The 13,326-nt window shown below is 70.2% G+C and carries 10 protein-coding genes, 2 rRNA genes and 1 pseudogene (1 of these 13 running past the window's edge); 2 read left to right on the plus strand and 11 right to left on the minus strand.

Annotation, left to right across the window (positions count from 1 at the left end; genetic code table 11):
* Positions 1-65: 65 nt before the first annotated feature.
* Genes OIB37_RS08780 through OIB37_RS08790 form a run of 3 tightly spaced genes read right to left on the minus strand, consistent with a single transcriptional unit; the run spans position 66 to position 2,167 of the window.
* Complete coding sequence (locus OIB37_RS08780; RefSeq protein WP_330456971.1) at positions 66-971, minus strand: NAD kinase; 906 nt, start codon at positions 969-971, stop codon at positions 66-68.
* Complete coding sequence (locus OIB37_RS08785) at positions 968-1,783, minus strand: TlyA family RNA methyltransferase (protein WP_330456972.1); 816 nt, start codon at positions 1,781-1,783, stop codon at positions 968-970. Before OIB37_RS08785 ends, OIB37_RS08780 begins: the two co-directional genes overlap by 4 nt.
* Positions 1,784-1,840: 57 nt before the next feature.
* Positions 1,841-2,167, minus strand: a complete 327-nt coding sequence (locus OIB37_RS08790; RefSeq protein WP_330456973.1) for a hypothetical protein — start codon at positions 2,165-2,167, stop codon at positions 1,841-1,843.
* 42 nt (positions 2,168-2,209) lie between these two features.
* On the opposite strand from OIB37_RS08790, the gene OIB37_RS08795 reads away from it, so the two are divergent.
* Positions 2,210-2,557 (plus strand): sterol-binding protein, encoded by a 348-nt coding sequence (locus tag OIB37_RS08795; RefSeq protein ID WP_330456974.1) that lies wholly within the window; start codon positions 2,210-2,212, stop codon positions 2,555-2,557.
* Positions 2,558-2,757: 200 nt separating this feature from the next.
* On the opposite strand, the gene OIB37_RS08800 is transcribed toward OIB37_RS08795, so the two are convergent.
* The 4 genes from OIB37_RS08800 to OIB37_RS08815 all read right to left on the minus strand — a co-directional run bounded on the left by OIB37_RS08800 (position 2,758) and on the right by OIB37_RS08815 (position 6,941).
* Positions 2,758-3,633 (minus strand): ABC transporter ATP-binding protein, encoded by an 876-nt coding sequence (locus OIB37_RS08800; protein WP_443058127.1) that lies wholly within the window; start codon positions 3,631-3,633, stop codon positions 2,758-2,760.
* Positions 3,630-4,709 carry a FecCD family ABC transporter permease gene (locus OIB37_RS08805; RefSeq protein ID WP_330456976.1) on the minus strand — a complete coding sequence of 360 codons (1,080 nt, stop codon included), beginning with the start codon at positions 4,707-4,709 and terminating at the stop codon, positions 3,630-3,632. The genes OIB37_RS08800 and OIB37_RS08805 overlap by 4 nt, the downstream gene beginning before the upstream one ends.
* Positions 4,706-5,749: a FecCD family ABC transporter permease gene (locus OIB37_RS08810; RefSeq protein ID WP_330456977.1), complete on the minus strand. Its 1,044-nt coding sequence runs from the start codon at positions 5,747-5,749 to the stop codon at positions 4,706-4,708. Before OIB37_RS08810 ends, OIB37_RS08805 begins: the two co-directional genes overlap by 4 nt.
* Before the next feature lie 154 nt (positions 5,750-5,903).
* Positions 5,904-6,941 carry an HAD hydrolase-like protein gene (locus tag OIB37_RS08815; RefSeq protein ID WP_330456978.1) on the minus strand — a complete coding sequence of 346 codons (1,038 nt, stop codon included), beginning with the start codon at positions 6,939-6,941 and terminating at the stop codon, positions 5,904-5,906.
* A 73-nt stretch (positions 6,942-7,014) separates the two neighbouring features.
* Between OIB37_RS08815 and OIB37_RS08820 the strand changes: the two genes are divergently transcribed.
* Entirely contained in the window at positions 7,015-8,298 is a 1,284-nt protein-coding gene (locus OIB37_RS08820) for a DUF1015 domain-containing protein (protein ID WP_330456979.1), read from the plus strand.
* 101 nt (positions 8,299-8,399) lie between these two features.
* Here OIB37_RS08820 and OIB37_RS08825 read toward each other — a convergent pair whose 3' ends face one another.
* From OIB37_RS08825 to OIB37_RS08840, 4 genes and pseudogenes are all read right to left on the minus strand, one after another.
* Positions 8,400-9,245, minus strand: coding sequence for a hypothetical protein (locus OIB37_RS08825; protein ID WP_330461798.1), 846 nt, complete (start codon positions 9,243-9,245; stop codon positions 8,400-8,402).
* A 66-nt stretch (positions 9,246-9,311) separates the two neighbouring features.
* Positions 9,312-9,920, minus strand: a pseudogene (locus tag OIB37_RS36275) (hypothetical protein); the annotation flags it as partial.
* Positions 9,921-10,922: 1,002 nt separating this feature from the next.
* A 5S ribosomal RNA gene (gene rrf / locus OIB37_RS08835) occupies positions 10,923-11,039 on the minus strand.
* A 112-nt stretch (positions 11,040-11,151) separates the two neighbouring features.
* A 23S ribosomal RNA gene (locus tag OIB37_RS08840) occupies positions 11,152-13,326 on the minus strand (it continues 966 nt past the right edge of the window).

Here is a 13,326-nt window from a genome sequence, read left to right on the forward strand (position 1 = left end):
ACCGCGCGACAAGCCGCGGCGGGAGCCGCGGCCGCCGATACACCTCGGCGCGCCCCCGTGATCCGCTAGTGCGGCGCTCCCCGCCACCCGGTGGTCGGCAGCGCGAACTTCGCCACGAGCCGGTCGGTGAAGGACGCGTGGTGCAGCCGGGCCAGCCTCACCGGCACGGCGCCCCGCCTGACCTCCACCCGGGCCCCGGGCGGCAGCTCGATGGTCCGCCGCCCGTCGCACCAGAGCACCCCCGGCGGGATGTGCGGCAGAACCTCCACGGCGAGCACCGAGTCCGGCGAGGTCACCAACGGCTTCGCGAACAGCGCGTGCGCGCTGATCGGCACCATCAGCAGCGCCTCCACCTCGGGCCACACCACGGGCCCGCCGGCGGAGAACGCGTACGCCGTGGACCCGGTGGGCGTCGACAGGACGATCCCGTCGCACCCGAACTCCGTGACCGGCCGCCCGTCGATCTCCAGCACGACCTCGAGCATCTTCTCGGCGCCGGCCTTCTGCACGGCCGCCTCGTTGAGCGCCCAGTCGGTGTGCACGATGTCGCCGTTGCGGTGCACGACGACGTCGATGGTCATGCGCTCCTCGACCTCGTACGACCGTGCCACCACCCGGTCGACCACCCGGTCGAGGTCGTCCCGCTCGGCCTCGGCGAGGAACCCGACGCGCCCGAGGTTGACGCCGAGCATCGGGACCCCGGAGGCCCGCGCGAACTCGGCGCCGCGCAGCAGCGTGCCGTCGCCGCCGAGGACGATCAGCAGCTCACAACCGTCCAGGCACTGCGGTGTCGCCTCCTTGACGAGTTCCACCTCGTCGGACAACGGGATGTCGCACGCCTCCTCCTCCAGCACCCGCACCCCGATGCCGTTCCGCAGCAGGCCCTTCACGACGAGTTCCGCACTGCGGATCGCCGCGGGCCGCCCGGTGTGGGCGAGCAGGAAAACAGTTCGCGCTCGGTTCTGTGTCAACGCGGCCCCTCCGCCACTGCTCTCTCGACATCGGCCGGATCCAGCGGGGGAGCACCGGCCGTCAGCCACAGGAAGTACTCGACATTGCCCGAGGGACCGGGCAGCGGGCTGGCGGTGACTCCACGCACCCCGAGCCCCAGTTCCCAGGCCTTCTCGGCCACTCCTCGCACGGCCTCCGCCCGCAGTTGCGGACTCCGTACGACACCCCCGCTGCCGAGCCGTTCCTTCCCCACCTCGAACTGCGGCTTGACCATCATCACCAGGTCGGCGTCCGGCTTCACGCACCGCTTCAGGGCGGGCAGCACCAGCCCGAGCGGGATGAAGGACAGATCACCCACGACAAGATCCACAGGTTCTCCATCGATCGCGTCGATCGTCAACTCGCGTACGTTCGTACGGTCCTTGACGGTGACGCGTTCATCGCTCTGGAGAGACCACGCGAGTTGGCCGTAGCCGACGTCCACGGCGACGACGTGCGCGACGCCCGCGCGCAGCAGGACGTCGGTGAAGCCGCCGGTGGACGCGCCGGCGTCCAGCGCGCGCCGGCCCTCGACGGCGAGCCCCTGCGGCACGAAGGCCTCCAGCGCGCCGGCCAGCTTGTGGCCGCCCCGGGAGACGTAGTCCGGGTCGCCGTCGTCGGCCTGGACCACGATCGCCGCGGCGGTCTCCACCTGGGTGGCCGACTTGGTCGCCACGGTCTTGCCCACGGTGACCCGCCCGGCGGCGATCAGCTGGCCGGCGTGCTCACGCGAGCGCGCGAGCTTCCGGCGGACCAGCTCAGCGTCCAGACGACGGCGTGCGACTCCTGCCACGTTCGGTTCAGCTCCTGCTTTTGGTACGACGATCGAAAAGGTGCGACCCGAAGGGTCTCACCGAGGGGCACCGGCCGGATACCGTGTGGGATCCGGAGGTCCTGGGCGGGCGTCGAGCGCGGTGAGCGCGTCGCGCAGCCCCTGGTGTACATCCTCGTACACCTCGAGGTGTCCGTCGGTGGCGAGGTGGCCGGCGTCGGCCAGCCGCTCCAGCCGGGCGTCGACCTCGGCGTCGCCGGTGGGGACGCGCGCGAGGCCCAGGGGGGCCGGGGCGGCGGGGTCGTACGCGGGCTCGGCCGCGCCATCGACGCCGGGACCGGCGGGAGGGCCGCCGGCACGCTCGGCCGCGGTGACGCTCTCTGCCCCGGACACGGACTCGCTCATGCCCAGACGCTACCGCGAACCACTGGGGTACCGTCGTCCGCGATGGCCACGATCGAGCAGTGCCGCGCCGCACTGGAGAAGCTTTCGGACAACATGCAGGGGGCCGAGGGCGATGTCCGCGCGGCCGCCGCCCTGGACCGTTCGGTGAGCTGTCATGTCACCGACCTGGACGTCACCTTCGCCGGCCGTATGACCGGAGGCCGGATCCAGGTGGACGAGACCTACCCGGGGGCGCCCCGCGAGCGGGCCCGGATAAGACTCGCCATGGCCGGCGACGACCTGGTGTCCCTGGTGGACGGCGGGCTGAACTTCGCGACCGCCTGGGGCTCGGGCCGGATCCGCCTGGAGGCGAGCCTGCTGGACCTGTTCCAGCTCAGAAAGCTCCTGTGAGGCGGGGCCGGGCCGACGGGTGTGACGCGGGCCCGGCTGGTGTGACGCGCGGCCGGCCGCTGTGAGCGGGGCGTGGGCGACGGCCGCAGCGGCCCGCTCCGCGCCCCTCTCGATCCGCGCGCCCCTCTCGGCCCTTCGCGTCGTCCTCGCGCTGTCGATCCCTCGCGCCGTCCTCGCGCCGTCGACCCCTGCGCGCCCGCTCAGGAACCCGCAGTGACCTTCGCCGTGCGGGCCCTGCGCGCGGCCGGCACGACCAGCGGGGTGCCCGTCTCGGGGTCGTCGATGACCTGGCAGCGCAGTCCGAAGACCTCCTCGACCAGCTCGGCCGTGACGATCTCGTTCGGGGCGCCCTCGGCGATCACCGTGCCGCCGCGCAGGGCGATGAGGTGGGTGGCGTAGCGGGCGGCGTGGTTGAGGTCGTGCAGGACGGCGACCAGGGTGCGGCCCTGGGTCTCGTGCAGCTCGGCGCACAGGTCGAGGACGTCGATCTGGTGCTGGATGTCGAGGTAGGTGGTCGGCTCGTCCAGGAGCAGCAGCGGGGTCTGCTGGGCGAGTGCCATGGCGATCCAGACGCGCTGGCGCTGACCGCCGGACAGCTCGTCGACGTACCGGTCGGCCAGCTCGGCGACCCCGGTCTGGGCCATGGACTCCTGTACGACCCGCTCGTCCTCGGCGGACCACTGGCGCAGCAGGCCCTGGTGCGGGTAGCGGCCGCGGCCGACGAGGTCGGCGACGGTGATGCCGTCCGGCGCGATCGACGACTGCGGCAGCAGGCCGAGGGTGCGGGCGACCTTCTTGGCGGGCATCGACTGGATGACCTGCCCGTCCAGCAGCACCTGGCCCTGGCTGGGCCTGAGCATCCGCGACAGCGCCCGCAGGAGCGTCGACTTGCCGCACGCGTTCGGGCCGACGATCACCGTGAAGGAGTTGTCGGGTATCTCCACCGACAGCTGTTCGGCGATGACGCGCTGGTCGTAGGCGAGGGTGACGTTCTCGGCGGACAGGCGGTTCACGGTGCTCCTTCGGGTGTTCTGGTGCGAGCCGCTCGATTCCGGGCCGCCCTTGCTCTCGCTCATATCCGGCCCGCCCTGCGCTCGGTGACGAGCAGCCACAGCAGATAGCCACCGCCCAGGACGCCGGTGACCACGCCCACGGGCAGCTGGTCGGCGCCGAAGGCGCGCTGGGAGACCCAGTCGGCGGCGACCAGCAGGGTGGCGCCCATGCAGAGGGAGAGCACCAGGTTGGGGCCGGGCGTGGGGGCACCTCTCGCGCCCTTGAGGCAGCGGGGGAGGGTCAGCCGCCGGGCGAGCTGGGGCGCGGTGAGCGCCACGAAGCTGACGGGTCCCGCGGCGGCGGTCGCGGCCGCGGTGAGCAGGATGGCGGAGACCATCAGCACCAGCCGTACGCGCTGCACGCGCACGCCGAGCGCGTTCGCGACGTCGTCGCCCATCTCCATCATCCTGAGGCCCCGCGCGTTGACCAGGACCAGCGGGACGAGGACGGCGCACAGCCACAGCAGCGGCCAGACCTGCGTCCAGTCACGGCCGTTGAGCGAGCCGGTCATCCACACCACCGCGCGGGCCGCGTCCACCAGGTCCGCCTTGGTGAGCAGGTAGCCGTTGACCGCGGTGACGAACGCGGAGACGCCGATGCCGACCAGGACCAGCCGGTATCCGTGCACGCCCTGCTTCCAGGCGAGCAGGTAGATGGCGAGGCCGGTCAGCAGGCCGCCGATCAGCGCGCCGACGGTGACCTGTGCGGCGCTGCCGGACATCAGCACGATGACGACCAGCGCGCCCGCGGTCGACCCCTGCGACAGCCCCAGCACGTCGGGGCTGCCCAGCGGGTTGCGCGAGACGGCCTGGAACAGGGCGCCGCCGAGGCCGAGCGAGGCGCCGACCAGCAGGCCGACCAGGACGCGCGGCAGCCGCAGCTCGTTGACGATGAAGTCCTGGTACGCGGTGCCGTCCCCGGCCAGCGTCCTCAGCACGTCGGCCGCCGGGATCTTCGCGTCGCCGGTGCCGATCAGTGCCACGCTCGCGGCGAGCGCGGCGATCAGCAGCAAGGCGACGACGGTCAGGGCGCGGACGTCCAGGCGCAGCGACAGCCCGCCCGGGGTGCGCACAGCACGGCTCCTGTGTCGGGTCTTCACAGCTGGGCCGTCCTCCGACGTCGTACGAGAAAGATGAAGACCGGGCCGCCGATGAGCGCGGTGACGATGCCGACCTGGAGTTCCGAGGGCCGGACCACGACCCGGCCGACGACATCGGCGCCGAGCAGCAGCACGGGCGACAGGACCGTGGCGTACGGCAGGATCCAGCGCAGGTCGGGGCCGGTGAAGGAGCGCACCATGTGCGGGACCATCAGGCCGACGAACACGATCGGACCGCAGGCGGCGGTCGCGGCCCCGCACAGCACGGTCGCGGCGAGCATGGCCAGCGCCCGGGTGCGGTTGAGGTGGGCGCCGAGCGCGCGGGCGGTGTCGTCGCCCATCTCCATGGCGTTCAGCGGCCGGGCCAGCGCGAGCGCGAGGACCGTGCCGGCCGCGAGGAACGGCAGCACCTGCTCGATGGTCGAGTCCGTGGCCGAGGCCAGCGAGCCCACCGTCCAGAAGCGCATCTTGCCCAGCGCCGCGTCGTCCGTGATCATCACGGCCTGGAGATAGCCGTACAGCGCGGCGCTGATCGCCGTGCCGGCGAGCGCGAGCCGTACCGGTGTCGCGCCCCTGCTGCCGCCGAGGAACCAGACCAGCGCGCCCACCACGGCCGCGCCGGCGAAGGCGAACCACACATAGCCGGTCAGGCTGGTGACGCCGAAGTAGGTGATGGCGGTGACGACGGCCGCGGAGGCACCCGCGTTGATGCCGAGCAGCCCGGGGTCGGCCAGCGGGTTGCGGGTGAGCGCCTGGAGGACCGCGCCGGACAGGCCGAGCGCGGCCCCGGCCAGGAGGCCGAGGACCGTACGCGAAATCCGTTCGTCCACGACGACGTCGCCGTAGGTTCCCGTGGCGTGGAACAGGCCGTGCCAGACCTGGTCCGGCGACAGCGCTTTCGCCCCGACCGCGATGCTCGCCAGAGCGACGAGCACCAGGAGCGCGGCGGAGAGGAGGAGCCCAAGGGCCCGCACCGCCCGGCGGGATGGGGGCGCGGGGGAGGTCTCCGCGCGCTGTTCCGGAGGACTGTCGACCAACACGAGGTTAGGTTAGCCTACCCTCGCATTTGGTCTCGACGCCGAGGCACCCCACACCGTGAACTCCCGCGCCCTCAGGGGCGCCGCACCCTCGAAGTGCCCGCGCCCTCAGAGTGCCCGCACCTTCAGTGCCCGCCTCCTCAAAATGCCCGCGCCCTCAGAGTCCGAGCCGTGCCAGCGCCTTGGCCCCGTCCAGCTCGCAGGAGCCGTCCCCGGCCGCCGTCCAGGCCGCCGCGCACAGAGCCCGCAGACCGTCCAGCGCCTCGCCCTCCCCCACCAGCTCCAGCGCGTCCGCCCCGGCCGTGGCCGTCCACCCGCCGCAGCGGAAACCGTCACCTTCCCGGGTGACATCCGGCTGGCCGGTGAGCAGCCCCCGCAGGTCGGCGTCCACGTACGTGGGCCGGTGCCGCGGCGGCGCGGCGAGCAGCTGGGCGCCGTCGGTCACGCCGGTCAGCACCAGCAGGGAGTCCACCCCGCCGTTGAACGCGCCCTCGATGTCCGTGTCCAGCCGGTCCCCGACCACCAGCGGCCGCTCGGCGCCGGTGCGCAGGATGGTCTCCCGGTGCATCGGGGGCAGCGGCTTGCCTGCCACCTGCGGCTCGGCGCCGGTCGCGATCCGTACGACCTCCACCGCGGCGCCGTTGCCGGGCGCGATGCCCCGCCCGCTCGGGATGGTCAGGTCGGTGTTGGACGCGAACCACGGCACACCCCGGGCCACGGCGTACGACGCCTCCGCGAACCGGCCCCACGCCAGGTCCGGGCCGCCGTACCCCTGCACGACCGCCGCCGGGTCGTCGTCCGCGGACTCCACCGGCGTCAGGCCCCGCTCGCGCAGCGCCACCCGCAGCCCCTCACCGCCGATGACCAGCACCCGCGCCCCGGCCGGCACCTGCTCGCTGATCAGCCGCGCGACGGCCTGCGCGGACGTGATCACGTCCTCCGCCTCCGTCGGTATCCCCAGCTCCGTGAGGTGCCCGGCCACGACGTCCGGCGTGCGCAGCGCGTTGTTGGTGACGTACGCCAGCCGCATCCCGCCCTCGCGGGCCACGGCCAGCGAGTCGGCGGCGTGCGCGATCGCGTTCCCGCCCGCGTACACCACCCCGTCCAGATCGAGCAGCGCCGTGTCGTACGCCTCGCTCAGGGGCCGGCTGCTGCTCCCGGGGCCCTCGGGCCTCGTCCTGACGCCCTGGCTCATTCCGCATCGCTCCTCGTTCGACCGTGTTTCCCCCGATCATCCCCCACCCCACTGACACACGTACGATGCCGGGATGAACACAGCAGGTCCCTCGGAAGCAAAGGCGCGCCGAGGCCTGGAACTGACCCCGTTCCGAGGCCTTCGTTACGACCCCGACCGGGTCGGCAGCCTCGCCTCCGTCACCTCCCCGCCGTACGACGTCGTCGTACGCCCCGACGGCCTGTACCACCTGCAGTCGGCCGACCCGTACAACATCGTCCGGCTGATCCTGCCCCAGGCCGGCACGCCCAGCGCCCGCAACGAACAGGCGGCCGACACCCTGCGCCGCTGGCTGGCCGAGGGAGTCCTGACCGCCGACCCCGACCCCGCCCTGTACGTGTACGAGCAGCGCGACGGCAACGGCATGCTCCAGCGCGGCGTCATCGGCGCCCTGCGCGTGTCGGAGCCCTCCGAGGGCGTGGTGCTGCCGCACGAGGACGTCATAGCGCCCGTCGTCGCCGACCGCGCGGCCCTGATGCGCGCCACCCGCGCCAATCTGGAGCCGCTGCTGCTGACCTACCGGGGCGACGGCCCGACGGCCGAGGTCGTCGAGCGCACGGCCGGGCATGCGCCGCTGCTGGCCACGACCACCGAGGACGGCTTCCAGCACCGCCTGTGGGCGGTGACCGACCCCGCCGACCTGTCCCGTGTCCAGTCCGACCTCGCCCACCACCAGGCCCTCATCGCCGACGGCCACCACCGCTGGGCCACCTACCTGCGGCTGCGTGCGGAGCACCCCTCCCCCAGCCCCTGGGACCACGGCCTGGTCCTGCTGGTCGACACCGTCCGCTACCCGCTCCGCGTCCGCGCCATCCACCGCCTCCTGCACGCCCTGCCGGTCGCGGACGCCCTGGCGGCCCTGGACGGCCTGTTCCGGGTACGGCGTCTCGACGTGCCGCTGGCCGAGGCGCTGGAGGCGCTGGCCGACGCGGCCTGCGCGGGCAACGCCTTCCTGCTGGCCGGCGACGGCGCCTTCCACCTGATCGACCGCCCGGACCCGGAGCTGCTCGCCCGCACCGTCCCGGCCGACCGCCCGGCCGCCTGGCGCTCCCTGGACGCCACGGTGCTGCACGCCACGCTCCTGGAGCACGTCTGGCACATCCCCGAGGACTCCCCCGCGCACATCGCCTACATCCACGACACGGCGGCCACGGTCGCCAAGGCTGAGCGGGACGGCGGCACGGCCGTGCTGATGCACCCGGTCCGCGAGGAGGTCGTACGCGATCTGGCCCGCCAGGGGGTGACCATGCCCCGCAAGTCGACGTCGTTCGGCCCGAAGCCGGCGTCCGGGCTGGTGCTGCGCGCACTGGAGATCTGATCTCGGCGCACCGGCGCACCGGCGCGCCAACGCAAAAAGGGCGGGACCCCCCGGGGTCCCGCCCTTCTGTCATCCGTTCACCGTGCGGTCAACGGGCCGCGTCAGTCCTCGGACTTGTCGTCCTCGGCGCCCTCGGCGACGTCGGCGTCGTCACGGCGCTGGTCACGGTCCTGCGAGGCGACGTCCGTGGGCTCGGCGGCACGCTCGGTGCGCTCGCCCTCGATCGGGGCCTCGGCATCAGCCTCGACCTCAACCTCGACCTCGTCCTCGCCCATGGCGTCGACGAACTCCACGCCGTCCAGCTCGGCGAGCCGGTCGGAGGCGTCCGTGCTGCCGTCGCGGTCGGCCTCGACGGTCTTCGCGAACCACTCGCGCGCCTCGGTCTCCCGGCCGGCGGCCAGCAGGGCGTCGGCGTAGGCGTAGCGCAGGCGCGCGGTCCACGGCTGGACCGAGTTGGAGGCCAGCTCCGGGCTCTGCAGGGTCACGATCGCCGCGTCCAGCTGGTCCATGTCGCGCCGGGCACCGGCGGCGACGAGCCGCATCTCGACCTGGCCGGCCTTGTCCAGCTTCTGCACCTCGGGGGCGCCGGCCATGTCCAGGGCCTTCTCCGGCCGTCCGAGCCCACGCTCGCAGTCGGCCATCACCGGCCACAGCTCCACGGTGCCGGTCATGCGCCGGGCGGCGCGGAACTCGGCGAGAGCCTCGCTGAACTTCTGGTTGGCGTACGCGGCGAAACCGGCGGCCTCACGGACGGCTGCCACGCGGGACGCCAGGCGCAGGGCGACCTTGGAGTAGGCGTAGGCGCGCTCGGGCTCCTCGTCGATGAGCCGCGCGACCATCACCAGGTTCTTGGCGACGTCCTCCGCGAGGGTCTTGGGCAGGCTCTGCAGCTCCTGCCGGACGTCCTTGTCGATCTCATCGCCGGTGACGTCCTCGGGGATCGGCAGCCGCTTGATCGGCTCGCGGTCGCGGTCCCGGTCACGCTCGTCGCGGCCGTGGAAGCCACCGTCGCGCCGGTCGTCACGCCGGTCGTCACGCCCACGGAAGCCACCGCCGGCCGGCCGGCCGCCACGGTCGTCGCGGCGGAAGCCACCGCGGTCACCGCCGCGGTCGTCACGACGCGGGCCACGGTCGTCACGCTGGAACGACGGACGCGCACCACGGTCGCCACCACGGTCGTCACGACGGTCGCCACCGCGGCTGTCATCACGGCGGAACGCCGGACGGTCGCCGCTACGGTCGTCACGGCGGAAGCCGCCACGGTCGCCGCCACGGTCGTCACGACGGTCGCCACCGCGGCTGTCATCACGGCGGAACGCCGGACGGTCGCCGCTACGGTCGTCACGGCGGAAGCCGCCACGGTCGCCGCCACGGTCGTCACGACGGTCGCCACCGCGGCTGTCATCACGGCGGAACGCCGGACGGTCGCCGCTACGGTCGTCACGGCGGAAGGCCGGACGGTCGCCGTAGCCGCCGGTGCGGTTGTCGCCGCCACGGTCGTCACGGCGGAAGCCACCACGGTCACCACCGCGGTCGCCGTACCCGCCACCGCGGTTGTCGCCGCCACGGTCATCGCGGCGGTCGTCACGACGGAAGGGCGGACGGTCCCCGCCGCGGTCGTCACGGCGCGGGCCACGGTCGTCACGCTGGAACGACGGACGCGCACCACGGTCGTCGCGGCGGAAGCCGCCGCGGTCACCACCGCGGTCGCCGTACCCGCCACCGCGGTTGTCGCCGCCACGGAAGCCACCACGATCGCCACCGCGGTCGTCACGACGGTCGCCGCCACGGTCATCGCGGCGGTCGTCACGACGGAAGGGCGGACGGTCCCCGCCGCGGTCGTCACGGCGCGGGCCACGGTCGTCACGCTGGAACGACGGACGCGCACCACGGTCGTCGCGGCGGAAGCCACCACGGTCACCACCGCGATCGCCGTACCCGCCACCGCGGTTGTCGTCGCGACGGTCTCCACCGCGGAAGCCACCGCGGTCGTCACGACGGTCGCCGCCACGGTCATCGCGGCGGTCGTCACGACGGAAGGGCGGACGGTCCCCGCCGCGGTCGTCACGGCGCGGGCCACGGTCGTCACGCTGGAACGACGGACGCGCACCACGGTCCCCGCCGCGGTCGTCACGGCGCGGGCCACGGTCGTCACGCTGGAACGACGGACGCGCACCACGGTCCCCGCCGCGGTCGTCACGGCGCGGGCCACGGTCGTCACGCTGGAACGATGGACGCGAACCACGGTCCCCGCCACGGTCGTCACGGCGCGGGCCACGGTCGTCACGCTGGAACGACGGACGCGAACCACGGTCGTCGCGACGGTCGCCGCCGCGGTTGTCGTCACGACGGTCGCCGGAGCCGGAGCCACGGTTGTCGTCACGCCGGCCGTAACTGCCGCGGTCGTTACGGTCGTTGTCGCGGCGGAAGTTGCCACGGTCGCCGCGGTTGCCACCGCGGTCTCCGCGGTCACCACTGTCACGTCGCCGCTGGTCGCGCTCCGGCCGGTCCTCGGGCGAGTTGGTGGACATGGGTGACTCCTGTCTTCGGTACCGCAAGTATTGTAAAAACAAAAGGACCCCTGGTCCCAGCTGAACGCTGGGACCAGGGGTCCTCCAAAGATTGCTCGGCGGCGTCCTACTCTCCCACAGGGTCCCCCCTGCAGTACCATCGGCGCTGTGAGGCTTAGCTTCCGGGTTCGGAATGTAACCGGGCGTTTCCCTCACGCTATGACCACCGAAACCCTAATGGTTTCGAGCGAACAAGCACACTTTTTACTTGTGTTGATGTAGTTCAGCTCAAATCCGGCAACTGTTCGTTGCCTCAGAACTTACACAGTGAACGCGAGCAACTGAGGACAAGCCCTCGGCCTATTAGTACCAGTCACCTCCACCCGTTACCGGGCTTCCAGATCTGGCCTATCAACCCAGTCGTCTACTGGGAGCCTTACCCTCTCAAGGAGGTGGGAATACTCATCTCGAAGCAGGCTTCCCGCTTAGATGCTTTCAGCGGTTATCCCTCCCGAACGTAGCCAACCAGCCATGCCCTTGGCAGGACAACTGGCACACCAGAGGTTCGTCCGTCCCGGTCCTCTCGTACTAGGGACAGCCCTTCTCAATATTCCTACGCGCACAGCGGATAGGGACCGAACTGTCTCACGACGTTCTAAACCCAGCTCGCGTACCGCTTTAATGGGCGAACAGCCCAACCCTTGGGACCGACTCCAGCCCCAGGATGCGACGAGCCGACATCGAGGTGCCAAACCATCCCGTCGATATGGACTCTTGGGGAAGATCAGCCTGTTATCCCCGGGGTACCTTTTATCCGTTGAGCGACGGCGCTTCCACAAGCCACCGCCGGATCACTAGTCCCGACTTTCGTCCCTGCTCGACCCGTCGGTCTCACAGTCAAGCTCCCTTGTGCACTTACACTCAACACCTGATTACCAACCAGGCTGAGGGAACCTTTGGGCGCCTCCGTTACTCTTTAGGAGGCAACCGCCCCAGTTAAACTACCCATCAGACACTGTCCCTGATCCGGATCACGGACCTAGGTTAGACATCCAGCACGACCAGACTGGTATTTCAACGACGACTCCACACACACTGGCGTGCATGCTTCAAAGTCTCCCAGCTATCCTACACAAGCCGAACCGAACACCAATATCAAACTGTAGTAAAGGTCCCGGGGTCTTTCCGTCCTGCTGCGCGAAACGAGCATCTTTACTCGTAGTGCAATTTCACCGGGCCTATGGTTGAGACAGTCGAGAAGTCGTTACGCCATTCGTGCAGGTCGGAACTTACCCGACAAGGAATTTCGCTACCTTAGGATGGTTATAGTTACCACCGCCGTTTACTGGCGCTTAAGTTCTCAGCTTCGCACGCCCGAAAGCGCACTAACCGGTCCCCTTAACGTTCCAGCACCGGGCAGGCGTCAGTCCGTATACATCGCCTTACGGCTTCGCACGGACCTGTGTTTTTAGTAAACAGTCGCTTCTCGCTGGTCTCTGCGGCCACCCCCAGCTCATGGAGTAAATCCAATCACCGGTGATGGCCCCCCTTCTCCCGAAGTTACGGGGGCATTTTGCCGAGTTCCTTAACCATAGTTCACCCGAACGCCTCGGTATTCTCTACCTGACTACCTGAGTCGGTTTAGGGTACGGGCCGCCATGAAACTCGCTAGAGGCTTTTCTCGACAGCATAGGATCATCCACTTCGCCACAATCGGCTCGGCATCAGGTCTCAGACTATGTGTGCGACGGATTTACCTATCGCACGTCCTACACCCTTACCCCGGGACTACCATCGCCCGGGATGGACTACCTTCCTGCGTCACCCCATCACTCACCTACTGCAGATCTGGTTCAGCGGCTCCACCACTTTCCTTTCCCCGAAGGGTCCGGAACGGCTTCACGGCCTTAGCATCGTCTGGTTCGATGTTTGACGCTTCACAGCGGGTACCGGAATATCAACCGGTTATCCATCGACTACGCCTGTCGGCCTCGCCTTAGGTCCCGACTTACCCTGGGCAGATCAGCTTGACCCAGGAACCCTTAGTCAATCGGCGCAAACGTTTCTCACGTTTGTATCGCTACTCATGCCTGCATTCTCACTCGTGAACCGTCCACAACTCGCTTCCGCGGCTGCTTCACCCGGCACACGACGCTCCCCTACCCATCACAGCACCCGTTGGGGCTATACGCTGCAATGACACGACTTCGGCGGTACGCTTGAGCCCCGCTACATTGTCGGCGCGGAATCACTAGACCAGTGAGCTATTACGCACTCTTTCAAGGGTGGCTGCTTCTAAGCCAACCTCCTGGTTGTCTCTGCGACTCCACATCCTTTCCCACTTAGCGTACGCTTAGGGGCCTTAGTCGATGCTCTGGGCTGTTTCCCTCTCGACCATGGAGCTTATCCCCCACAGTCTCACTGCCGTGCTCTCACTTACCGGCATTCGGAGTTTGGCTAAGGTCAGTAACCCGGTAGGGCCCATCGCCTATCCAGTGCTCTACCTCCGGCAAGAAAC

This window comes from Streptomyces sp. NBC_00820, assembly GCF_036347055.1.
Lineage (GTDB): Bacteria > Actinomycetota > Actinomycetes > Streptomycetales > Streptomycetaceae > Streptomyces.